A 22240-nucleotide genomic window follows, 5' to 3' on the forward strand; every position below is an offset into this window, starting at 1 on the left:
CCCATACAAGCATGACGACAGAATTACTGGACCGCATCCAATCCCCGGCAGACCTCAAGCGCCTGGATCGTCGCGAGCTCAAGCGCCTGGCCGACGAGTTGCGCGGCTTCGTGCTGGAGTCGGTCTCCAAGACCGGGGGCCACCTGTCGTCGAACCTGGGCACGGTGGAGCTGACGCTGGCCCTGCACCAGGTCTTCGACACGCCGCATGACCGCATCGTCTGGGACGTGGGCCACCAGTCCTATCCGCACAAGATCCTCACCGGACGCCGCGCCGGCATGGCCAAGCTGCGCCAGCAGGGCGGCATCTCGGGCTTTCCCAAGCGCAGCGAATCCGAATACGACGCCTTCGGCACCGCGCATTCGTCCACGTCGATCTCGGCCGCGCTGGGCATGGCGGTGGCCTCGCGTAACGCTGGCGTGCAGCGCCAGCACATCGCCGTGATCGGCGACGGCGCGATGTCCGCCGGCATGGCCTTCGAGGCCATGAACAATGCCGGCGTCACCGCCAACATCAATCTGCTGGTGATCCTGAACGACAACGACATGTCGATCTCGCCGCCGGTGGGGGCGCTGAACCGCTACCTGGCGCGCCTGATGTCCGGCCGCTTCTACGCCGCCGCCAAGAACGTCGGCCGCGCCGTGCTGCAGCACGTGCCGCCGGTGCTGGAACTGGCGCGCCGCTTCGAGGAACACGCCAAGGGCATGGTCACGCCGGCCACGCTGTTCGAGGAATTCGGCTTCAACTACGTCGGCCCGATCGACGGCCACGACCTCGACGCGCTGGTGCCGACGCTGCAGAACCTGAAGGCGCTGCAAGGCTTGCAGTTCCTGCACGTGGTCACCAAGAAAGGGCAGGGCTACAAGCTGGCCGAGGCCGATCCGGTGCTGTACCACGGGCCGGGCAAGTTCGATCCCGCCGTCGGCATCCAGCAATCGAAGGCGCCGGGCAAGCGCACCTTCACCCAGGTGTTCAGCGACTGGCTGTGCGAGATGGGCGAACAGGATGCGCGTCTGGTCGCCGTCACTCCGGCGATGCGCGAGGGCAGCGGCCTGGTCGAATTCGAGAAGCGCTTCCCGCAGCGCTACTTCGACGTCGGCATCGCCGAACAGCACGCCGTGACGTTCGCCGGCGGCGTCGCCTGCGAGGGGCAGAAGCCGGTGCTGGCGATCTACTCGACCTTCCTGCAGCGCGGCTACGACCAGTTGATCCACGACGTGGCGCTGCAGAACCTGGACGTCACCTTCGCGCTCGACCGCGCCGGCATCGTCGGCGCCGACGGCGCGACCCACGCCGGCAACTACGACACCGCGTTCCTGCGCTGCGTGCCGAACATGGTGGTGGCCACGCCCTCGGACGAAAACGAAGCCCGCCTGCTGCTGTCCACCTGTTATCAGTATCCCGGCCCCGCTTCGGTGCGCTATCCGCGCGGCGCGGGCTGTGGCGCGCCGGAAACGGCCGGCCTGGACACGGTCGAGCTGGGCCGCGGCGTGGTGCGGCGCAAAGGGCGCAAGATCGCCATCCTCGGTTTCGGCACGCTGCTGCAGCCGGCGCTGGCGGCGGCCGAAAAACTGGACGCCACCGTGGCCGACATGCGCTTCGTCAAGCCGATCGACCGCGCCCTGATCCTCGATCTGGCTGGCAGCCACGACGCCCTGGTGACGATCGAGGATGCCGCCATCATGGGCGGCGCTGGCAGCGCGGTGCTGGAGGTGCTGGCCGCCGAAGGTGTCGCGATCCCGGTGCTGCAACTGGGCTTTCCCGACGAGTTCATCGACCACGGCGACCAATTGGCGCTGCTGGCCGGTATCGGCCTGGATGCCGCCGGGATCGAGCAGTCGATCCGGGCGCGCTACGCCTCGCTGCTGGCCTGATTGCCCGCACCCACGGACCGGCCCCGGCGGTTTGGTCCGTGTGGCGAAACAGTGTGTTCCGGCCCCGCCAGCCTACGAATGAAAGGGTTTTCCCTGGCGCTGGCGGGACTTTGGGCGATAATGGCCCCCTCCTAAAGATTCCTGGGTCTGCGTGTTCACGCCACGCTCGTCGCCCAGACTGGTAAGCCGAAATGAATTCTCCGATCGACCCCGCCATCGTGATGCCCGACGTCCAGAGCTCGACGGACACGCGGCACATCCCGATCCAGCGCGTGGGCATCCGTGGCGTGCGCCACCCCATGCTCATCGAGAACGCCGACGGTTCGCCCCAGGGCACCGTGGCCAACTGGACCCTGACGGTGGCGCTGCCGCCCGAAGAAAAGGGGACGCACATGTCCCGCTTCGTGGCGCTGCTGGAAAAGTACCGCAGCACCCCCATGACGCCAACGCTGTTCCGCGCCATGGCGGCCGACATGCTGCCGTTGCTGCACGCCGAGCGCGGCGACATCACCGCGGCCTTCCCGTACTTCATCAACAAGTCGGCGCCGATCTCCGGCGTGCAGAGCCTGCTGGACTACGAAGTGCAGTGGATCGCCCGCGCCCAGGGCGACCAGGTCGAGTTCGAGCTGGTGGTGCAGGTGCCGGTGACCAGCCTGTGCCCGTGTTCCAAGGCCATCTCCGAATACGGCGCGCACAACCAGCGCTCGCACGTGACGGTCTCGGCCATCCTGGAATCGGACATCAGCATGGATGGCGTCATCCGCCTGATCGAAGACGAAGGCTCGTGTGAGCTCTGGGGCCTGCTCAAGCGGCCCGACGAGAAGTACGTCACCGAGCGCGCCTACGACAACCCCAAGTTCGTCGAAGACCTGGTGCGCGACGTGGCGGCCCGCCTGAACGCGCACCCCGGCATCGCCCGCTACCGAGTCGAGGCCGAGAACTTCGAATCGATCCACAACCACTCGGCCTACGCCGTGGTGGAAGGCTGAGTCCTCCGTGCGGCATCCGGCGGCCAGCGACTGGCCGCTCATTGCGCGACTGGCGGGATGGGAAGCGCGGCTGGCCGATCACCTGGCCGGCCGCGGTCGTTTGGGCGTCGCGCTCTATGAGTTCTTCCGTTTCGGCGTGAAGCAGGGTTGGGCCTGCCTGTTTGGCGGCCTGATGTGCGCGCTGCTGCTGGGCACGCACTGGTGGTATCCCAAGGACGCCTGGCTGGCGCGCTACGATTTCCTGACGCTGGCGGCGCTGGCGATCCAGGCCGCGCTGCTGGCCCTGCGCATGGAAACCTGGGACGAGGCCAAGGTCATCCTGATGTTCCATGTGGTCGGCACCGGCATGGAACTGTTCAAGACAGCGGCTGGCTCCTGGATCTACCCCGAGGCGAGCGTGCTGCGCATCGGCGGCGTGCCGCTCTTCACCGGCTTCATGTACGCCGCGGTCGGCAGCTACCTGGCGCGGGTCTGGCGCCTGTTCGACTTCCGTTTCCGTGCCCATCCGCCGCTGGCGGCGACCGTGGCGCTGTCGGTGCTGATCTACGTGAACTTCTTCGCGCACCATTTCATTGTCGACTTCAGGCTGGCGCTGTTCGGCCTGACGGCGCTGCTGTTCGCCCGCACCTGGGTCTATTTCCGCATCTGGCGCGACTACCGCCGCATGCCGTTGCTGCTGGGCTTCGTGCTGGTGGCGCTGTTCATCTGGTTCGCCGAGAACATCGGCACCTTTGCCAACGCCTGGCGCTATCCCAACCAGTCGCAAGGCTGGGAGCTGGTGTCGATCAACAAGCTGGGTTCGTGGTTCCTGCTCATGATCATCAGCTATGTGATGGTCAGCGTGGTCAGCCGGCCCCGGGAGATCGGCGTGGCCGATATGCCGCGCCCGGCAGGGGCGAATAACGCGTCCCCGATTTCCTGACCGCCCCTGGCTTGCGTCCAACGGTCCGATCGGCGATAATCGAGAGCTTTCTTGCTCGACCGCCCATGTTTTTTGGGCAGCGGGCTGCCCCTTGCAAGCCATACGCCTCGAAGAAAAAGACCAGTGATAGAGAAAGCACTGGAAAGCCGGAACTGACCGCGAACGCGATGCGTGCGCGGACTGATGACGGTGTCAGGCGAGCGGCAGGCAAGACATCCTCAAGGAGTTTTACTCATGCGTCACTACGAAGTGGTGTTTATCGTTCACCCCGACCAAAGCGAGCAAGTGCCCGCCATGGTCGAGCGTTACCAAGCGCTGGTCACGGGCCAAGGCGGCTCGGTGCACCGCCTGGAAGACTGGGGTCGCCGTCAACTGGCCTACCCGATCCAGAAGCTCGTCAAGGCTCACTACGTCTGCCTGAACATCGAGTGCGGCCAAGCCACGCTGGATGAGCTGGAACACTCGTTCCGCTACAACGACGCCGTGCTGCGCCACCTGGTCATCAAGACCAAGAAGGCCCAGACCGCTCCCTCGATCATGATGAAGTCGGTCGAGCGCGAAGAAGCCCGCAAGGCTTCGGCGGAAGCTGTCGCGGCTCAGGCCGAGTAAGCAGGGCTCAGGCAGAGCCCATCCCATGAAGTCCCCTTGGTGCCTGGCAGGATGAACAAGCTGGAACTCAGCGCCCGCGTTCTCGAATGCGAGCCTTTGCGCCACACTCCCGCCGGTCTGCCAGCCCTGGAAATGGTGCTGGCGCACGAATCCGAGGTCATCGAAGCCGGCCATCCGCGCCGTGTCGAACTGACGATCTCGGCCGTGGCACTGGGCGATCTGGCGTTGCTGTTGCAAGGAACGGCGCTGGGGTCCGAATTGCTGGTGCAGGGGTTTCTGGCCCCCGTGCGCAAGGACTCGGTGAAGTTCAAGCTGCATCTGCAGCAGGCGCGCAAGATCGGCGGCAGCGCAGGACGCGATCCGCTGGTGGCTTGACAGGGAAGGGCAACGGGCGCGAGAGCGCCTTCTGAATACGGATAGGTTACGGGGAGTCGGGCCCGATCAAGGCAGACCCGGTCCCCTCAAACATAGAGGCACATATCATGGCTTTCTTCGGAAAACGCAAGGAAAAACGCAAATTCACGCAGCAGAACCCGCTCTTCAAGCGTCGTAAGTTCTGCCGCTTCACCGCCGCCGGCGTCGAAGAGATCGACTACAAGGATCTGGACACCCTGCGCGACTTCGTGCAAGAAAACGGCAAGATCATCCCGGCTCGCCTGACCGGCACCAAGGCAATCTACCAGCGCCAGCTGGACACCGCCATCAAGCGCGCGCGCTTCCTGGCCCTGTTGCCTTACACCGACAACCACAACTAATCCGGGGCACTGAAATGCAAGTTATTCTGCTCGAAAAAGTCGTCAACCTGGGTAACCTCGGCGAAGTCGTCCGCGTGCGTGATGGCTACGCCCGCAACTTCCTGATCCCCCAGAAGAAGGCCCGTCGCGCAACCGACGCCGCCCTGAAGGAATTCGAAGCCCGCCGCGCCGAACTGGAAAAGATCCAGGCCGAGAAGCTGGCCGCCGCCCAGGCCCTGGGTGAGCGCGTCAACGGCTACCAACTGAAGATCGTCCAGAAGGCTGGCGTCGACGGCCGTCTGTTCGGCTCGGTGACCAACGCCGACATCGCCGAAGGTCTGAAGAAGGCCGGTTTCGAAGGCATCGAAAAGGCCCAGGTGCGCATGCCCAATGGCCAGCTCAAGGCCATCGGCGAGTTCCCGATCCAGGTCGCCCTGCACGCCGACGTCGTCGTCGACGTCACGGTGCTGGTCGAAGGCGAACTGTCGTAAGCCTGACCCCGCGGTAGAAAAAAGCCGGCCCGCGTGCCGGCTTTTTTTCTTTGCGCCTTGTTGTTCCTCGCTTTACCCATCGCCATTTGCGTGTAGTCTTGCGGGCTGCACGCTTGTCTCCCACGCTGTTTCGTCCGAGGACCTCTTGACCCCGCCGCCCGTCCATCACAATGCCCCCCCCGGATTGCGCGCCTGGCTCGACAGCGTGGATGCCGAGCGTGAGCCGTCGGTGCGCGATGTGACCATCGACGGGGTGCGCTGCATCATCAAGCGCCGGCGTCCGAGCCTGGCCAGCGGTGTGAGCTACGTGTTGCGCTATGCGCGCGCGCTGTTCCTCGGCCTGGGGTGCAAGCTGTTCCTGGGCGAATTCCCGCGGCCCGGCATCCTGCTGCGCAACGGTCTGGAACACGAGGCCCGGCGCCTGAAGCAGTTGCTGCAGGCCGGCTGTCGCGTGCCCGAGGTCTGGTGGCAGGAGCAGGGTCTGCTGGTGCTGGAATTCGTCGGCGAAGACCTGGCGGACCTGATCCGCAACGAGGACACCACCTCGCGCCTGTGGCTGACACGCGCCGCCGCGACCGACCTGGCCGCCTTCCACGCCCGCGGGCTGTGGCATGGCGGCGCGCAGATTCGCAACATCACCCTGCAGGACGGCGAGCTGTGGCGCATCGATTTCGAAGAGAACATCGGTTCGACGCTGTCTCGTCCGCTGGCCCAGGCCTATGATCTGTTCCAGATGCTGGCCTCGCTGGTGTCGTTGCGCAAATTGCCCGACGACGTGGGCCGGGCGCTGGGTAAACTGGCGCTGGACGTCTATTTCGAATGCAATCCCGACCCCGAGGTCAAGGCCCGCCTGCGCCGCCTGACCCGGGTGCTTTCCTTCATCGCCACGCCGCTGCGGCCCCTGCTGGGCCGCCTGCCGTCGCGCGATGTGCAGGGTTTCTTCCGCGTCGCGGATATCCTGCAGCCGTTATTATTGAAGCCATGAACACACCTGCCGATTCCCAGCTTGAATACCTGCGCGTTCCCCCGCATTCCATCGAGGCGGAGCAGTCGGTGCTGGGCGGCCTGCTGCTGGACAACGCAGCCTGGGACCGCATTGCCGACGTGCTGGTCGAGGAAGACTTCTACCGCCACGACCACCGTCTCATCTGGCACCACATCGCCCGGCTGATCGGGCTGGCGCGGCCGGCCGACGTCATCACCGTGCACGAATCGCTGGTCAGCGCCGGCAAGGCCGAAGACGCTGGCGGCCTGGCGTATCTGAACGCGCTGGCGCACAACACGCCGTCCGCCGCGAACATCCGCCGCTATGGCGAGATCGTGCGCGAGCGCGCCATGCTGCGCAAGCTGGTGTCGATCGCCGACGAGATCTCCTCGGCCGCCATGAACCCGCAGGGCAAGGAAGCGCGCCAACTGCTGGACGAGGCCGAGTCCAAGGTGTTCCAGATCGCCCAGGAAGGCGCGCGCGGCGCCGCCGGCTTCCAGGAAATCCAGCCGCTGCTGACGCAGGTGGTGGAACGCATCGACGAGCTCTACCACCGCGAAAGCACCTCTGATGTGACCGGCGTGCCCACCGGCTTCACCGATCTCGACAAGATGACCTCGGGCATGCAGGGCGGCGACCTGATCATCGTGGCCGGCCGTCCGTCGATGGGCAAGACCTCGTTCTCGATGAACATTGGCGAACACGTGGCCATCGAAGAGGGCCTGCCGGTGGCGGTGTTCTCGATGGAAATGGGCGCGGTGCAGTTGGCCATGCGTATGCTGGGGTCGGTCGGCCTGCTCGACCAGCACCGCATGCGGACCGGCAAGCTGATCGCCGAGGACTGGCCGCGCGTGACCCACGCGGTGCAGCTAATGCAGGACGCGCAGGTCTACATCGATGAATCGCCCGCGCTCAGCCCGATGGAAGTGCGCGCCCGCGCGCGCCGCCTGGCGCGCCAGTGCGGCCAGCTCGGGCTGATCATCATCGACTACCTGCAACTGATGTCCGGCAACGGTTCGGGCGAAAACCGCGCCACCGAAGTGTCGGAAATCAGCCGTTCGCTCAAGGGCCTGGCCAAGGAGCTGAACTGTCCGCTGATCGCGCTGTCGCAGTTGAACCGAAGCCTGGAGCAGCGTCCCAACAAGCGTCCCGTGATGAGCGACCTGCGCGAATCGGGCGCCATCGAACAGGATGCCGACGTGATCCTGTTCATCTACCGCGACGAGGTCTACAACCCGGATTCGCCAGACAAGGGCACCGCCGAGATCATCATCGGCAAGCAGCGTAACGGCCCCATCGGCACGGTGCGCCTGACCTTCCAGGGCTCGAGCACGCGCTTCCTGAACTTCTCCGGCGCGCAGCCGCGCGACATGTATTGAGCGTGCGCAGCCGCCTGGCCAGAAAGAAAAGCCGCGCCCGAGGGCGCGGCTTTTTCATGCTGGCGTGCCGGAATCATTCTTCCGTTTCGGGCCGCTTGCCGTAGCGCGCGGCCAGCACGCCGCAGACCATCAACTGGATCTGGTGGAACAGCATCAGCGGCAGCACGATGGCGCCTACCGCGTGGCCCGCGAACAGCACTTGGGCCATCGGAATGCCGCTGGCCAGGCTCTTCTTGGAGCCGCAGAACAGCAGCGTGATGCGGTCGGGCAGGTTGAAGCCGAACATCCTGCCGGCCAGCGCAGACAGGCCCAGCGCCAGCGCCAGGATGACGGCGCAGCACGCCACCAGGCCCAGCAGCGCCGGGATCGGCGTGGAGCGCCACAGGCCCTCGTTGATGGCTTCCGAAAACGCGGTGTAGACCACCAGCAGGATCGAACCTTGGTCGACGAATTTCAGCATCGCCTTGCGCTTGTGGACCCACGCGCCGATCCAGCGACGCGCGAACTGACCCAGCACGAACGGCAGCAGCAACTGCAGCATGATCTTGCCGACCGCGTCGAACGAAATCGGCGCGCTGCCGGCGTTGGCGACCACCGTGCCGACCAGCAGCGGCGTCAGGAAAATGCCCAGCAGGCTCGAGGCCGAGGCGCTGCAGACCGCCGCCGGCACGTTGCCGCGCGCCATCGAGGTGAAAGCGATGGCCGACTGCACCGTGGCCGGCAGGCAGCACAGGAACAGGATGCCGAGGTAGAGCTCGGGCGTGACCAGCGGTTCCAGCACCGGCTTGAGCGCCAGGCCCAGCAGCGGGAACATCAGGAAGGTGGCCGAGAAGATCGTGAGGTGCAGCTTCCAGTGCGTCAGGCCGGCGATGATGGCTTCGCGCGACAGGCGGGCGCCGTGCAGGAAGAACAGCAGGCCGACCGCGATGTTGGTGATCCAGCCGAACACCACCACGCCCTGGCCATGGGCGGGCACGATGCTGGCGATGATGACGGTGCAGATCAGGTAGAGGGTGAAGCGATCGGGCAGGAGACGGACAAGACGTGACATGGAGGGGGTAGGGGCAATGACGGAAAGCGGCGGCGCGCCAGGGCGCCGGAATCGGGGCGTATTGTAGTAGACCTCGGGCGCGTGCCGCCCTATGGCGGGCCGGGCGGGTGTCCGCCTGCCGGCCCCGCCGTGGGCGGTCAGGGCGTCATGGCCAGGGCCAGGTCGAAGGCGGCGATCAGCGAGGCCTGGTCGGCCACGCCCTTGCCGGCGATGTCGAACGCGGTGCCGTGGTCGACGCTGGTGCGCACGAACGGCAGGCCGACGGTGACGTTGACGCCGTGGTCCACGCCCAGGTATTTCACCGGGATCAGGCCCTGGTCGTGGTATTGGGCCACCACGATGTCGAACTCGCCGCGGCGGGCCCGCATGAAGACTGTGTCGCCGGGCCACGGACCGCTGGCGTCGATGCCCTCGTCGCGTGCCTGACGGATGGCCGGCTCGATGATGTCGATGTCCTCGCGGCCGAACTTGCCGCCTTCGCCGGCGTGCGGGTTCAGGCCAGCCACCGCGACGCGCGGATGGGCGATGCCCATCTGGCGGCAGGCGCGGTCGGCCAGGCGCATGGCGGTCAGCTCGGCCTCCGGCGTAATGCGCTCCATGACGTCGGCCAGGGCGAGGTGGATGGTCACCAGCAGCACGCGCAGTTCGTCGTTGGCGAGCATCATGGCGAAGTCGTCGGTGCCCGAGCGCTCCGCCAGGATTTCGGTGTGGCCGGGATAGTCGATACCGGCCTCGTGCATGGATTGCTTGTTCAGCGGCGCGGTGACGATCGCGCGGATGCGTCCGGCCTGGGCGTCATCGATGGCGGCGCACACGTACTCGTAGGCGGCGCGTCCGGCCGCGGCGTTGACCTGCCCGAAGGGCAGGTCGGGCGGCAACGCGCCGCCACAGGCGATGACCTCGATGCGGCCGGCATCGCCGCTGGCCAGGCCGGCGTGCGCGATTTCCGTGATCTTCAGGCGCGCTCCCAACGCGCCTGCGGCGCGGCGCAAGGCGCCGGCGTCACCGTATACCACGCAAGGCGCGTTCAGGCCCTGGGCGCAGGCCTTGACGACGATTTCGGGGCCGATGCCGGCGGCATCCCCCATGGTGATGCCCACGGGTGGGGGAGTGTTCACGATGTGTTCCTGGATTACTGCTTGGCGCCCTTTGGCGGTTCGATCTGGCCACATTCGAACGTGACCGTTGCGCGCTTGGAGCCCAGGCCCGTGGCGTGGTTGGACGTCACAGACGGCTTTTGCAGCTTGCGCCCGATGGACTGGCAGTACTGGTCGGCGCGCTGCAAGGCCTGGTTCTTGATTTCGACCCACGTCAGCAACTGCGTGCCGGAACTGTAGGTGACGCTGTAGCCATTCTTGCCCGTGGGCGTCACCTCGCTCATGCTGGAACAGGCGGTCAGCAGGGCGAGCATGGCGGAGACGAAGGCAAGGCGTGCGAGCATGGGAGATCCGTAAAAGGCAATTGGCCACATTACAACATTATGCCGCCCCCGCCGCCCGCCGGGGAGGGCTACGGGGCGCCGACCGCGCTGCGGCGGTCGACCTTGCGGCTGAGCACGATGGAGGTCTGCGTCTGTTTGACGCCTTCGATCAGGCCGATGCGGTCCAGCAGCGCGTCGAGCTGTTCATGGGTTTCGCAACGCAGGAAGATCAGGTAGTCATGCGGTCCGCTGACCGAGGACACTTCCTCGACCTCCGGCATTTTCTCGAGTTCGCGGATGACGGCCGCTGGCGTCTTGGGCAGGACGCTGATGAAGCAGTAGGCACGCACCGCGGCTTCTTCGAGCAGGCGGCCGAGGCGCACGCCGTAGCCCGCCACGATGCTCTCGCGTTCGAGCCGGGCGATGCGCGCCACCACGGTGGTGCGCGCCAGCCCCAGCTTGCGCGCCAGGATGGCGGCGGGTTCGCGGGCATTGGCCTGCAGCAGGCTGAGCAGTTGCCGGTCGATGGCATCTAGGCGTTCTTTCATGCGCGGACCATACAGGGGCGATGCGGCGCAAGTCAATGCGCGGCTCAGCCGTCGGATTCGGGCGGAACGCCGCCTTGATAGACGCGCCCGTCGAAGGCAAAGCGCGTGATGGTCCGGGAGGCCGCGTCGAAGACCCTGTCGCGACGGGCGGCGTCCGGCTCTCGCGCCGGCGCCAGCGTGAAGCGGCACAGGTCCGCGGCGCTGTCGTAGCGGGCCTCGCGCACCAGGTCGCTGACGCCGAATTCCTGCACGTGGTGGGCGAACTCGCGCAACTGCTCCATCTCGTGGAAGGCGCCGTGCTCGCTGACCAGCCGCATGCCGAACTTGTGTTCTTCCTGGGCGGCGGGCGGGGCGGCCACCGGCGGCGCGGCGCTGGGCGCGTCGGCGGAACCGTAGTCGAAGCGCGCGCCGGCGTCGCGCATGGCCGCCAGCACGCCTTGCCAGGCCGACTCATCCAGCGTCAGGCGGGCTGCGATGCCCAGCAGCCGCTGCTGCCCGAGCGCGCGCGGCCGCGGGCCGCCCACGTAGCTGGACCAGGGCACCGCAGCGTCCAGGCCGGCCAGTTCGGCCATCTGCGCATCGCTGTATCCCAGCCGTTCCTGCAGCCGCCGCAGCGATGCCGCGTCGGGGGGCACATAGTCGTGGATCGTCTTCATGGGGCACGCTCCGTTTATGCCGCGCTATGCCCGATGCTAGCGCGCACGGCGGCGCTTGCCCAGCGGCCCGCTCCGCCCATGCTAGGATTTGCGCCGATATTCATTGCCAGGAGGGCTTTTCCCATGGACATCCAGGAACAAATCGCGGTCATCGTGCATACCATTTCGCATCAGGGCGGCCGCATCGACGCGCTCAACTCGGCGCTGCTGACGATGCTGCACCTGGCCAAGGGCTCGCCGGGCCTGCGCGAGGCGATCGAGGCGCAACTGGAGCAGAACTATTCCAGCCTGCTGGCCCGTTCGGAAAACCCGCAGTACGTGGCGGGTTTCGAGAGCGTGCGCGACCAGATCATCGCCGCGCTGAAGTAGCCGCGGGCCCCGGCGGTGTGCCGGAGTTACCCACAACTTCTGTGGACAAGCCTTGGGATAGTGCGGGCATAGAACGCTTTTTTTCTTTGATTACAACGGCTTGCAAAGCGCGATCAAAGGCGGCGCCAAAACCGCCTGTGTTCACCGCGCGACAGGGGCCGGCAGAGGTCCCGCAAGCCGGGTAATATGCCGCCCCATGCGGAATCAGTATCCATCGGAACACCGGAACCGTGGCCTGGCGGCCCGGGTCTCGGAAGCGGCAAAGCTGGCGGCGTTCGACCCCGGCAAACTCTCTCCCGAGGCGCGCCAAAGCTGGGAGCGCCTGGGCCATGGCTTCAAGGCCTGGCACGACTTCGACCAGCGTCATCCCATCCTGCGGCGGCTGGCCCTGCTGCCGTTCATCGGCTCCCTGTATCGCAAGGCGCGCCGCCGCCACGTGTTGCGCGCCAGCGGCAAGCTGGTCTTCTGAGTAGCGCGGTCAGCGGCGCCGGCGCCGCGCATACAGCCGGTAGACCAGCCAGGTCGCCACGCCGATCGCCACGGCCACCGCCAGCTTGGTTTCCACGCCGTGCAGGCGGCCGAGCAGGGACTCGATGGTCTGCCCGAATACATAGCCCACCAGGCTGAAACACACCGCCCAGATCGCGGCGGCGATGGCGTTGAGGACCAGAAAACGCAGCGCCGACACCTGCGAGACCCCCAGCGCCACCGGACCCACCGTGCGCAGTCCATAGAGAAAGCGCAACGCCAGGATGAAGCCATGCGGATAGCGGTCGACCGCCGCCAGCGCCTTGCCGAACGCGGGCTGGGCGCGGACCCGCCGCACGTAGCGATGCTCGCGGTAGCGGCGGCCCAGATAGAACAGGGCCTGGTCGGCGAGGAAGGAGCCGGCGAACGCGCACAGCATTACGTAGGGCAGGTGCAGCAGGCGCTGGTGCGACAGGAAGCCCGCCAGCACGACCACGCTTTCGCCCTCGAGCAGGGTGCCGCCCAGTACCGCCCACAGGCCGTAGTCGACGATGAATTGATGCAACTGCGGATTCATGGCTGGCGTTCGCCGACGATGCGCGCCAGGTTCATCAGCGCCCGCGCGATCTCGGGCGTGTGACGCTGTCCGCAACTGATGCGCAGGAAATGGTCGTAGCGCGTGCCGTTGGAGAACATCGCGCCCGGCGCCACGCGGATGCCCTGCCGCAGGGCGGCCTCGAAGACGTCCATCCCCGAGCGGCCGTCCGGCATCTCCAGCCACAGCAGCATGCCGCCGGTCGGCATGCTCAGGCGGGTGCCGCGCGGGAAATGCGCGGCGATGACTTCGGCGGTCTGCTCGCGCTGCGTCTTCAATTGCCGGCGCAGCCGCGCCAGGTGCCGGTCGTAGGCGCGCGATCCCAGGTATTCGGCCACCGCGATCTGCGCCAGCGGTTCGTTGGGCCGGCTCTGCGCGAATTTCAGCATGGCGATGCGGGCTTTCCAGCGGCCTCCCAGCAGCCAGCCCAGGCGCATGCCCGGCGCCAGCGTCTTGTGCAGCGACGAACAGTAGATGACGTTGCCAGTCGGGTCCCAGGACTTGGCCGCGGCCAGCGGCGTGTCGTCGTCGTTCAGCGCGCCATAGGTGTCGTCCTCGATCAGCGGCACCTGCTGGCGTTCGCACAGGGCCACCAGGCGCGCCTTCTCGGCGTCTGGCATGACGCAGCCGAGCGGGTTCTGGAAGTTCGGCACCACCACTACCGCGCGGATGTTGCCGTGGGTCTGGAATGCCAGGTCCAGCGCCTCGATCGACAGGCCGTGTTGCGGGCTGGTGGGAATTTCCAGCGCGCGCATGCCCAGGCTTTCCAGGATCTGCAGCAGGCCGAAGTAGGTGGGCGACTCGACCGCGATGGTGTCGCCCGGCCGGGCCACGGCGCGCAACGCCAGGTTCAACGCCTCGATGCAGCCGTGCGTCACGATGACGTCATCAGGCGTGGCGTTGATGCCGTTGGCCAGCGCGCGCCGCGCCAGCACCGTGCGCAGCTCGGGATGGCCCTGCGGCGGCACCGGGCTGACCAGCACCTCGGGCGACTGTCGCAGCGCGCGGATCATGGCCTGCTTCAGGTCTTCCATCGGATAGGCTTGCGGCACCGCCGCCGCGAGCGCGAAGTTGGCGCTCACGGGATGGGCCTCGCATTTGGCGATGAAATCCGACACGCGGTCGTGGATGCCGACGTACTGGGCCGCTCCCAGCGTCTGGCGGATGTCCGGTTCGTTGACGGGCGGGATGCTGTTGCGGCGCGGCTTGAGGACGAAGTAGCCGGAACGGGGGCGAGCTTCGATCAAACCGTCGTCCTCGAGCAGACGGCAGGCCTGTAGCGCGGTCGAGAGACTGACGTGATGGGTGCGCACCAGGGTGCGCACGGACGGCATGCGCTGGTCCGGGGCCAGGACCCCGGTCTGGATGGCGCGCCGGTAGTGGTTTGCCAGGCGTAGGTATAGCGGTTGCGGGTCCATGCGCCGATCATGCTCCCCTAGGTTGGATTGAGGGTAGGCACAGATTCACGCAAAGTACACCATAACAGGGTCGAAATCGAGAGGCTGCATCGGTACAGAAAGAGGGATTGTGTGGCTGTTGCGCAAAACAGGGCGGACGTAGTCTGAGGGGGTCAGATTGGAGATTCCCATGGCCCTGTTTTCCGCCCCCGAAACGCGTTCGCAACATATTGATCTGCTGCCCGGCGCCAGCCGCCAGGTGCGCCTGCGCGGTGGCGCGCTCATCGTCTGCGTCAGCGGCGGCCTGATGGTGGCCGAGCCGCCGTATCGCTCGGATATGCCGCCAGGCCGCTATTTGCCGCCGTCGATGCGTCTGAACGCGGGCGAAAGCCATCGTCTGCCGGAAGGCGGTCCCTTGATGCTGACGGCGGTCGGCCACGCGCAGGCGATCTGTCTGGATCCGCCCGGCCTGCTGGCGCGCGTCGCGGCCTTCGCAACGGGTTTTTTTGGCGCGGAGAGCAAAAATAATCAGCCCAATGCGCTGGGTGCGCTGCACAAGATTTCAAAATGATGTATGATTCACACATCAGACGCGGGGTGGAGCAGTCTGGCAGCTCGTCGGGCTCATAACCCGAAGGTCGTAGGTTCAAATCCTGCCCCCGCAACCAGCTTTCGAAGCCTTGATTTCATGCCGAAATCAAGGCTTTTTGTTTTTCCGGGCGCCCGTGTCCGGCGTGGTTTACCTCTTTTTTCGTCCCCGCTTGCCCTGCATCAAGCCGGCGTTCCAGTCCGGAGTTTCCCGGGGTCACGGGTCCGGACAGGCGGCGGACGCTGCGCTACCATGGCTCAAGCGCGCGAGTCCGCCGCACACGAGGAGGGGCCATGGGCACGGCAAAATACGATCATCCCGGCTATGTCGCCGATACCGGCAGCGAAGGCAAGTACCACGTGGGCATCTGGTGCCCGCACGGCTATCCGGCTCACATCCACATCGGGCGGCCCGCTGAACGCGGCGATCCCCAGGCGCTGCTGCGGCTGCGCATTCCCGATGGCGTGTTCCAGTCGTTGCCGGACGATCCCGAAACCCTGTGCCGCCGCGCGATGGGACAGGCGCTGGGGTCGGGTCTGCTGCGCTCGGTCGCTGTCGACGGCGAGTTCCAGGAATTGCGCTTCCAGCTCGATGCCGAACCCTGGTCCGGGCCGATGCAGGCCGCTGGCAACGCTTAGCGCAGTTACCCACAGCGACTGTGGACAAGCCTTGGGATAGGCGTTGCGCATGTCGCAATATCGCCGCAATATCAATGGCTTGGCCGTTGCGATGAAAAAATGCCCCATGCGGGGCTTTTTTTCATCCGGCTGGGACGGCGGCCGGAGGGGGCGCCGCCGCGTGCGACAATCGCAGCCCCGGCGGCCCGTCCCGCCCTGGCTTTTCCGAATTCCGCCGCCATGCATTCCAACCCGTATCCGCCCCCGGGCGCCCTGAGTCCATCCGCCAAGCGCGTGGCCGTTATCGGCGGCGGGCCGGCCGGCCTGATGGCGGCCGAAGGGTTGGCCGCGCGGGGGATGCAGGTCGATGTGTACGACGCGATGCCGTCGGTCGGCCGCAAGTTCCTCATGGCCGGACGTGGCGGCTTGAACCTGACCCACAGCGAGGCCGCGGCGCCGTTCCTGGCGCGCTATGGCGAACGCGCGGCGCAGATCGCGCCCTGGCTGCGCGCGCTGGACGCCGATGGCTTGCGGGAATGGGCGGCCCAGCTCGGGATCGAGACCTTCGTCGGTTCGTCGGGCCGCGTCTTTCCCGCCGAAATGAAGGCGGCGCCGCTGTTGCGCGCCTGGCTGGCGCGCCTGCGCGGCAGCGGCGTGCGTTTCCATATGCGCCATCGCTGGCTCGGGTGGCCGCCGGACCGGGCGCCGGGCGCCGCCGACCTGCGCTTCGACACGCCCGATGGCTTGCGCGCCTGCGCGGCCGATGCGGTGGTGCTGGCCCTGGGCGGCGGTAGTTGGGCAAAGCTGGGGTCGGATGGCGCCTGGCTGCCCGGACTGGCGGCGCACGGGATCGCCACGGCGCCGCTGCGCGCGACCAATTGCGGCTTCGAGGTGGCGTGGTCCGAACACTTCCGCCAGCGCTACGCCGGCCAGCCAGTCAAGTCCGTCACGCTGCGTTGCGTGGGAGAGGCGGGACCGGGACCGGCCCGCAAGGGCGAGTTCGTCGTGACGGCACACGGCATCGAGGGCAGCCTGGTCTACGCGTTGTCGGCGCCGCTGCGCGACCGCATCGAGGCGGCCGGGCAGGCGGTCGCCTTGCTCGACCTGGCGCCGGGTTGGACGCAGGAACGGGTGCTGCAGGCCGTGACCCATCCGCGCGGCGCGCGCTCGATGTCCAGCCACCTGCAGAGCCGGCTGGGGCTGACCGGCGTCAAGGCCGGCCTGCTGCGCGAGTGCGCCGGCGCCGACGATTTCCGCGACGCGGCGCGCCTGGGCCGGCTGATCAAGGCCCTGCCGCTCACGCTGGTGCGTGCCCGTCCGATGGACGAGGCCATCAGCACCGCCGGCGGCGTGGCGTTCGACGCGCTCGAGCCCGGCCTGATGTTGCGCCAGGCGCCGGGCGTGTTCTGCGCAGGGGAAATGCTGGATTGGGAAGCGCCGACCGGCGGTTACCTGCTGACCGCGTGCATGGCCAGCGGGGTGGTGGCCGCCAACGGCGTGGCGGCGTTTCTGGCAATGGTCGGCGCGCCGGATCAGGAACTGCCGGGATAGGGCGAGGAGCCCTGGGCTGAACGCGGCGCCAGATCGTTGACGACATGGCCGACGACGGTCGGGCCGTCGGGTTGCGTGGCGATGCCGATTACGCGGGTGATGGCGCTGGCCGGCATGCTGGTGCCCTGGCCCGGGTCCTGCACCAACTGCCAGATCCTGGCGTCGCCCGAGAAGGTTTCGCTTTCGGCGCTGTCGGTGGCATCGAGGCAGTCGCGGGTGAACATCGACCAGTCGGAGGCGCTGCAAGGCAAGCCGTGCGCGGTGGCCAGGCGGGCCAACGCCAGAGGCGCATCCGCCTGGCTCGCGGCGTGCTGGGCGGCCGCGCCCAGCGAGACGTCGAGCGACAGCCGGCGGAGAAACTCCACGACATTGTCTGTATTCATGCTTCGGTCTCCCTCTCTTTGGAGCGGTTCTGGCCGGCGGCGGGCGCACGCCGGAGATGGGTCAGCCGGGTCTTTGTCCAAGCATCGCGACCAGGGACTGCTTCAGGCGCGCGGAAAAAATAGGTACGGTGTGCGAGACGCCACTGCGATCGACACCCTCCTTGAGCTGGACCGATTGGCCCAGGAAAATCTCGGGGGCGGCGGCGATCTCGTTGTATCGCGCCAGCAACTGGTCGACCTGTTCCTGGGCGTCGGCCAGCGAGCCGCTGGCGGCCAACCTGCCGGCGGTGTAATTCTGCAGAATGCGGTGCAGATCGTCGATGAAGAGCGCCAGCGCAGCCTGCCCGCGGCATTGCGGCTGTTCCCAGCCCCATGCCTGGGGCGTGCCGCCCGCGTTTTCCGATACGTGTTTCTTGTTCATAGCGCATCCTAATCCATTGCCGCCAAATACGCGACAGGCGTACGGGGGAGGGGCGGACCCTGCGCAAACGGTGGTCTTTGCGGTATGCTGGCTGCGGTTTTCACGCCTCGACAAGGAGATGCCCATGAAGAACAAAGTGATTCTCGTCATGCTGCTTTCGATTGCCGCCATGTCGGCGGGGTGCAATACCGTGGCCGGCGCGGGCAAGGATATCCAGCGCGGCGGCGAGAAGATCGAGGGCGCCGCGACCAAATAAGGGTGCCGGGCGTTCCTCGCGCCCCCGGGCGCGGCCAGGGCCACGCAGAAATGTCGCGACATTTCGGGCGTGGCCTTTTTGCGGCCGCTGGCATAATCGCGGGAATCCGAATCCGATGGCAGGAAGAATCATGCGCAAGTCTGTATGGGTGGGTGTCACGTTGATGGCGTTGCTGGGCGGTTGCGCCAGCACGGGCGTTTACGAGGCCGATACCGTGCTGAAGGAAACCTTCAGCGTGGATACCAACTACCAGGCGGCGTTCCGCCGCGCCGGCGAATACGTGCGCACCTGCCATGTGAACGTGCAGCATCCGTACAACGTGGCGTATGCCTGGAAGCATGTCCTTGGCGAGAAAGGCGCGCCGGACGAAGTCCAGGTCTACAAGGTGGGGGAAACCGCCAAGATCCTCGAACTGATTTCCGCCGAGGCCGACGGCCCGGCCAAGGCCAAGGTCACCGTGACCGTGCTGGGGCAGGGCCGCTGGAACGCGGCCGAGATCGCCGCCGCGCGCACCTCCATCCAGACCGCCACGCCGGTCTGCCGCAAGGAAGACTAATGGACCCGCGCGCCCGGCAGTTGCGCGCCGCCGGCCTGCCGTTCGCGCTGCTGGCCGGCGCGTTCCGCTTCCTGGGGTGGCTGAACGGCGGCGCCGCGCTGGGGCTGGCGGCGTTCTCGCTGGGCATCGTCGGGGGCGATATCGCCGCGCCCGACCTGCAATTGCCGCTGCTGCTGTTGCTGGCCGGGCTGCTGCTGGCCTGCCTCGGGGTCTTGTTCGCCTACCTGGCGCAGGTAAGCCTGTTGCGCCAGGGCTACACCGGCCATGTGACCCGGGCGCACCTGCCGGCGCAGGTGCTGGCCATGCTCTGCTACCTCGTCAGCGCCCTGGCGTTCTGCGCCGGCTGCTGGCTGGCGACGGGGCAGGGCACGACGGATGCCGCGTCGCAGATGACAACCTACGCTCGACGCTGAGATTTCGAGGGTAAACCCGTGTGCGCAAAAGTGTTGGACATGCACTTGCGTTGGGAATAATATGCGCAGTGCGTATACAACCCCTTTCTTCGGGACCTGTCATGACCATTTCCCAGCAAGCTTTCCTGCGCGATGCGATGCGCCGCCTGAATCTCACGCGCGACGTGTTCGCGACCCGAATCGGCGTCAAACGCCGCGCGCTTGATACCTGGCTGCTGCCGGAGGGCTCGCAGGAGTTCCGCGCGATGCCGGAAGTGGTGCAGCGTTTCGTCAGCGAGATCGTGCAAAACGGCGTGCTGCTCGAAAAATATACGCAAAGCGTACAAGATGGCCCGCTGCGTGAGCGGATCGCGGTCGAGGGCAAGAACCAGTTGCTGTCGGTGGACCAGTTCACGCGCGAATCGGTCGAAGACCTGTTCCGCGTGGCCGACATGATGCAGCCCATCGCGCGCCGCCAGAAAGTGTCGCGCGTACTGGAAGGCGCGGTGCTGGGCAACCTGTTCTTCGAGGCCAGCACGCGCACCCGTGTCAGCTTCGGCTCGGCCTTCTGCCGCCTGGGCGGCTCGGTCTGCGACACCACCGGCTTCACCTTCTCGTCGATGGCCAAGGGCGAGTCCATCTACGACACCAGCCGCGTCATGAGCGGCTACGTCGATGCGATGGTGATCCGCCATCCCGACCAGGGTTCGGTGGCCGAATTCGCGCGCGCCACCAACATCCCGGTGGTCAACGGCGGCGATGGCCCCGGCGAGCACCCGAGCCAGGCACTGCTGGACCTGTACACCATCCTCACCGAGTTCTCGCGCCTGGGCAAGCTGCTCGACGGCGCGCACATCGCCATGGTCGGCGACCTGAAGTACGGCCGCACGGTGCATTCGCTGATCAAGCTGATGGCGCTGTACAAGAACGTCAAATTCTCGCTGGTGTCGCCCAAGGGGCTCGAAATGCCCGCCTACATCATCGAGCAGGCCAGCCGCAACGGCAACATCATCGAGCAGAAGACCTCGCTGGCCGAAGGCCTGGCGGGTGCCGACGTGATCTACGCGACGCGGGTGCAGAAAGAGCGCTTTGCCAACGAAGAGAACGAGGGCTACACGCCGGACTTCCAGATCAACCGCGCCATCATCGACGCGTATTGCGGCCCGGACACCATCGTCATGCACCCGCTGCCGCGCGACAGCCGGCCGGGCGCCAACGACCTGAGCGTGGACCTGAACCATGATCCGCGCCTGGCGATCTTCCGCCAGACCGACAACGGGATCCCCATCCGCATGGCCATCTTCGCGGTGCTGCTGGGCGTGGAAGGGCTGGTGCAACACTCGCTGCGCGATGTCACCTGGCAGCACCCGTCGCATATCGGCCCGGACGACTCGGTGTTCCACGGCCTGGAGTAAGGCGTTCGCGAGGCAGCGGGGCGCGGCCGTCATGACGGCCGACGCCGGCGATTTCAAGCATAATCCGCGCTGGTTTTTCCTGTCGCGTGTCGCTCCGAGACACGCCATGGAATCTTCGGTCGGATGGTCTTATGTCTTCGAGCAGTCGCACAGTCCCGTCTTCTCCTGATCCCGCCGGGCAGGCGTGCTACCTGAGCGCGTCCAATGCCCAGGCCTGGCAGGCGGTCTATTCGTCGGTCGATGCCTATACCCGCGGCCAGGTCGCGGCGGTAGTGTCCGACAGCGCCGACGAGCTGGTCGACGCCTTTTATTCCACCCTGCTGGCCGATGCCGAGGCCGGCCCGCGCCTGTCGCACGAAATTGTCGCCACCCGCCTGCACAAGGGCATGAAGGGCTGGCTCAAGGGCCTGCTGTGCGTACGCGAGCAGGGCGACATCGCGGCGCTGATGGCGGTACAGAAGAAGGTGGGAGAGGTGCATGCGCGCGTGCACATCCCGATCCACCTGGTGATGGCCGGCGCCCGCATCCTGAAAAACGAAATCGCAATGCGCCTGCGCGCCAGCGACCTGGACGGCGTGGCGGCCTCGGTCGCGACGCAGTACGTCTGCAATCTGTTCGACCTGGCGATCGAGCAGATGAGCCGCGCCTTCATGCGCGACATCAACCGCGGCGCCCGCAATGACGAGGCGTATCGGCTGTTCGCGTTGGGCCAGAACATTTCCACCGAGCGCGAGCGCCAGCGCGCCGCCCTGCTCGAATGGAGCCAGGCGGTGCTGATCGGCCTGCACTATCGCGCGCCGGAGCAGGTGTTGCCGCGCCTGGCAGCCTCCGAGTTCGGCCTGTGGCTGCAGCATAAGGGCGGCGTGCTGTTCGAGAGTGCGCCGGCGCTGCGGCAGATTACCGAGGCGGTGGAGCGGCTGGACGACGTGGTGCTGCCCGGCCTGCTGCAATGCGGCCCGGCGTCGCTGCCGGACCAGGTGCGCGAATTGCAGGAACTGGTGGCGCGCATCAAGCACCTGCTCAACGGCCTGTTCGACATGGTGGCCGAGATCGAAAGCGGCAGCGATCCGCTCACCAACGTGCTCAACCGCCGCTTCCTGCCGTCGGTGATCGGCCGCGAGATCCTGATCGCCACGCGCGAGCGCTCGACGTTCTCGGTGCTGCTGCTGGATATCGACCACTTCAAGGCGGTCAACGACCAGCATGGCCACGCGGGCGGCGACCAGGTGCTGCGCCAGTTCGCCGAGGTGGTGCATCAATCCTGTCGTTCGAGTGACTTCGTGTTTCGATACGGCGGCGAGGAATTCCTGGTGGTGCTGGTGGATACGGCGCGCGACGCGGCCCTGCTGGTGGCCGAGAAACTGGGCGCCGAGATCCGCCGGCACGCCTTCATGATTCCGGAAGTGGGCGCCTTGCGCATCACCGCCAGCATCGGCGTGGCGGCCTTCGATGGGCATCCGGACTACGCCTATCTGATCGACCGCGCCGACAAGGCGCTCTACCAGGCCAAGCAGTCGGGCCGCGATCGCAGCGTCGCTGCCTGACAGCGGTTGCGCGGCTTGCCAGCCGCCGT

General features: G+C 66.7%; 28 protein-coding genes and 1 tRNA gene. 20 read left to right on the forward strand and 9 right to left on the reverse strand.

From position 1 onward, the window contains the following. The first annotated feature begins 11 nt into the window (after positions 1–11). The 9 genes from dxs (at position 12) to AAID08_RS07830 (ending at position 7983) form a co-directional block, all read left to right on the forward strand. The gene (dxs, locus tag AAID08_RS07790) at positions 12–1874 is read left to right on the forward strand and encodes a 1-deoxy-D-xylulose-5-phosphate synthase (RefSeq protein ID WP_144654922.1); all 1863 of its coding nucleotides are present in this window, start codon (positions 12–14) and stop codon (positions 1872–1874) included. Between the two features lie 191 nt (positions 1875–2065). Beyond that, positions 2066–2863, forward strand: coding sequence for a GTP cyclohydrolase FolE2 (gene folE2 / locus AAID08_RS07795; protein ID WP_006388366.1), 798 nt, complete (start codon positions 2066–2068; stop codon positions 2861–2863). A 7-nt stretch (positions 2864–2870) separates the two neighbouring features. Continuing rightward, complete coding sequence (locus tag AAID08_RS07800) at positions 2871–3785, forward strand: DUF817 domain-containing protein (protein WP_054501389.1); 915 nt, start codon at positions 2871–2873, stop codon at positions 3783–3785. Between the two features lie 234 nt (positions 3786–4019). Continuing rightward, positions 4020–4394, forward strand: a complete 375-nt coding sequence (rpsF, locus tag AAID08_RS07805) for a 30S ribosomal protein S6 (RefSeq protein WP_020924524.1) — start codon at positions 4020–4022, stop codon at positions 4392–4394. Between the two features lie 51 nt (positions 4395–4445). After that, positions 4446–4769 (forward strand): primosomal replication protein N, encoded by a 324-nt coding sequence (gene priB / locus AAID08_RS07810; protein ID WP_116791098.1) that lies wholly within the window; start codon positions 4446–4448, stop codon positions 4767–4769. A gap of 107 nt (positions 4770–4876) precedes the next feature. After that, positions 4877–5149 carry a 30S ribosomal protein S18 gene (gene rpsR, locus AAID08_RS07815; RefSeq protein WP_006218308.1) on the forward strand — a complete coding sequence of 91 codons (273 nt, stop codon included), beginning with the start codon at positions 4877–4879 and terminating at the stop codon, positions 5147–5149. Positions 5150–5163: 14 nt separating this feature from the next. Next, complete coding sequence (gene rplI, locus AAID08_RS07820) at positions 5164–5619, forward strand: 50S ribosomal protein L9 (protein WP_020924523.1); 456 nt, start codon at positions 5164–5166, stop codon at positions 5617–5619. A gap of 145 nt (positions 5620–5764) precedes the next feature. After that, complete coding sequence (locus AAID08_RS07825) at positions 5765–6604, forward strand: RIO1 family regulatory kinase/ATPase (RefSeq protein WP_054501387.1); 840 nt, start codon at positions 5765–5767, stop codon at positions 6602–6604. Further along, positions 6601–7983: a replicative DNA helicase gene (locus AAID08_RS07830; RefSeq protein ID WP_006388372.1), complete on the forward strand. Its 1383-nt coding sequence runs from the start codon at positions 6601–6603 to the stop codon at positions 7981–7983. Before AAID08_RS07825 ends, AAID08_RS07830 begins: the two co-directional genes overlap by 4 nt. 73 nt (positions 7984–8056) lie before the next feature. On the opposite strand, the gene AAID08_RS07835 is transcribed toward AAID08_RS07830, so the two are convergent. From AAID08_RS07835 to AAID08_RS07855, 5 genes are all read right to left on the reverse strand, one after another. Further along, positions 8057–9034 carry a bile acid:sodium symporter family protein gene (locus tag AAID08_RS07835; RefSeq protein WP_049072445.1) on the reverse strand — a complete coding sequence of 326 codons (978 nt, stop codon included), beginning with the start codon at positions 9032–9034 and terminating at the stop codon, positions 8057–8059. A gap of 137 nt (positions 9035–9171) precedes the next feature. Then, positions 9172–10152, reverse strand: a complete 981-nt coding sequence (gene pdxA, locus AAID08_RS07840; RefSeq protein WP_343719129.1) for a 4-hydroxythreonine-4-phosphate dehydrogenase PdxA — start codon at positions 10150–10152, stop codon at positions 9172–9174. A 14-nt stretch (positions 10153–10166) separates the two neighbouring features. Next, positions 10167–10475, reverse strand: coding sequence for a hypothetical protein (locus AAID08_RS07845; RefSeq protein WP_054501386.1), 309 nt, complete (start codon positions 10473–10475; stop codon positions 10167–10169). A gap of 68 nt (positions 10476–10543) precedes the next feature. Then, the gene (locus AAID08_RS07850) at positions 10544–11002 is read right to left on the reverse strand and encodes an Lrp/AsnC family transcriptional regulator (protein WP_054501385.1); all 459 of its coding nucleotides are present in this window, start codon (positions 11000–11002) and stop codon (positions 10544–10546) included. A gap of 44 nt (positions 11003–11046) precedes the next feature. Next, positions 11047–11658 (reverse strand): hypothetical protein, encoded by a 612-nt coding sequence (locus AAID08_RS07855; RefSeq protein WP_064526881.1) that lies wholly within the window; start codon positions 11656–11658, stop codon positions 11047–11049. 123 nt (positions 11659–11781) lie between these two features. Between AAID08_RS07855 and AAID08_RS07860 the strand changes: the two genes are divergently transcribed. Both AAID08_RS07860 and AAID08_RS07865 read left to right on the forward strand, forming a co-directional pair. Continuing rightward, positions 11782–12027, forward strand: coding sequence for a hypothetical protein (locus AAID08_RS07860; protein ID WP_006393727.1), 246 nt, complete (start codon positions 11782–11784; stop codon positions 12025–12027). A gap of 196 nt (positions 12028–12223) precedes the next feature. Continuing rightward, the gene (locus tag AAID08_RS07865) at positions 12224–12496 is read left to right on the forward strand and encodes a hypothetical protein (RefSeq protein ID WP_231133013.1); all 273 of its coding nucleotides are present in this window, start codon (positions 12224–12226) and stop codon (positions 12494–12496) included. A 9-nt stretch (positions 12497–12505) separates the two neighbouring features. Here AAID08_RS07865 and AAID08_RS07870 read toward each other — a convergent pair whose 3' ends face one another. Next, positions 12506–13072 (reverse strand): DedA family protein, encoded by a 567-nt coding sequence (locus tag AAID08_RS07870; RefSeq protein WP_175168291.1) that lies wholly within the window; start codon positions 13070–13072, stop codon positions 12506–12508. Continuing rightward, positions 13069–14508 carry a PLP-dependent aminotransferase family protein gene (locus tag AAID08_RS07875; protein ID WP_054501382.1) on the reverse strand — a complete coding sequence of 480 codons (1440 nt, stop codon included), beginning with the start codon at positions 14506–14508 and terminating at the stop codon, positions 13069–13071. The genes AAID08_RS07870 and AAID08_RS07875 overlap by 4 nt, the downstream gene beginning before the upstream one ends. A 169-nt stretch (positions 14509–14677) precedes the next feature. Here AAID08_RS07875 and AAID08_RS07880 point away from each other — a divergent pair, with 169 nt between their 5' ends. The 4 genes from AAID08_RS07880 to AAID08_RS07895 all read left to right on the forward strand — a co-directional run bounded on the left by AAID08_RS07880 (position 14678) and on the right by AAID08_RS07895 (position 17244). Further along, positions 14678–15058 carry a hypothetical protein gene (locus AAID08_RS07880; RefSeq protein WP_116791096.1) on the forward strand — a complete coding sequence of 127 codons (381 nt, stop codon included), beginning with the start codon at positions 14678–14680 and terminating at the stop codon, positions 15056–15058. Between the two features lie 20 nt (positions 15059–15078). Then, positions 15079–15155 (forward strand) — tRNA-Met (locus AAID08_RS07885). A gap of 214 nt (positions 15156–15369) precedes the next feature. Continuing rightward, on the forward strand, positions 15370–15714 hold the full coding sequence (locus AAID08_RS07890; RefSeq protein ID WP_054501380.1) for a hypothetical protein: 345 nt from the start codon (positions 15370–15372) through the stop codon (positions 15712–15714). Between the two features lie 219 nt (positions 15715–15933). Next, positions 15934–17244 carry a TIGR03862 family flavoprotein gene (locus AAID08_RS07895; RefSeq protein ID WP_395757504.1) on the forward strand — a complete coding sequence of 437 codons (1311 nt, stop codon included), beginning with the start codon at positions 15934–15936 and terminating at the stop codon, positions 17242–17244. Here the strand turns inward: AAID08_RS07895 and AAID08_RS07900 are convergent. Together AAID08_RS07900 and AAID08_RS07905 are read right to left on the reverse strand one after the other, a co-directional pair. Beyond that, entirely contained in the window at positions 17226–17627 is a 402-nt protein-coding gene (locus AAID08_RS07900) for a hypothetical protein (protein WP_116791094.1), read from the reverse strand. The genes AAID08_RS07895 and AAID08_RS07900 overlap by 19 nt on opposite strands. Before the next feature lie 61 nt (positions 17628–17688). Then, positions 17689–18048 carry a hypothetical protein gene (locus AAID08_RS07905; RefSeq protein ID WP_054501377.1) on the reverse strand — a complete coding sequence of 120 codons (360 nt, stop codon included), beginning with the start codon at positions 18046–18048 and terminating at the stop codon, positions 17689–17691. Positions 18049–18172: 124 nt separating this feature from the next. On the opposite strand from AAID08_RS07905, the gene AAID08_RS07910 reads away from it, so the two are divergent. The 5 genes from AAID08_RS07910 to AAID08_RS07930 all read left to right on the forward strand — a co-directional run bounded on the left by AAID08_RS07910 (position 18173) and on the right by AAID08_RS07930 (position 22211). Continuing rightward, positions 18173–18304 carry an entericidin A/B family lipoprotein gene (locus tag AAID08_RS07910; RefSeq protein WP_006388387.1) on the forward strand — a complete coding sequence of 44 codons (132 nt, stop codon included), beginning with the start codon at positions 18173–18175 and terminating at the stop codon, positions 18302–18304. Between the two features lie 130 nt (positions 18305–18434). Further along, positions 18435–18860, forward strand: a complete 426-nt coding sequence (locus AAID08_RS07915) for a BPTD_2524 family lipoprotein (RefSeq protein ID WP_054501376.1) — start codon at positions 18435–18437, stop codon at positions 18858–18860. Next, on the forward strand, positions 18860–19273 hold the full coding sequence (locus AAID08_RS07920; protein ID WP_054501375.1) for a hypothetical protein: 414 nt from the start codon (positions 18860–18862) through the stop codon (positions 19271–19273). Before AAID08_RS07915 ends, AAID08_RS07920 begins: the two co-directional genes overlap by 1 nt. Before the next feature lie 101 nt (positions 19274–19374). After that, positions 19375–20667 carry an aspartate carbamoyltransferase gene (locus AAID08_RS07925; protein WP_054501374.1) on the forward strand — a complete coding sequence of 431 codons (1293 nt, stop codon included), beginning with the start codon at positions 19375–19377 and terminating at the stop codon, positions 20665–20667. Between the two features lie 131 nt (positions 20668–20798). Further along, on the forward strand, positions 20799–22211 hold the full coding sequence (locus AAID08_RS07930) for a diguanylate cyclase (protein ID WP_054501373.1): 1413 nt from the start codon (positions 20799–20801) through the stop codon (positions 22209–22211). Positions 22212–22240 lie beyond the last annotated feature (29 nt).

It is taken from the genome of Achromobacter sp. EB05, assembly GCF_044232075.1.
GTDB lineage: Bacteria > Pseudomonadota > Gammaproteobacteria > Burkholderiales > Burkholderiaceae_B > Achromobacter > Achromobacter dolens.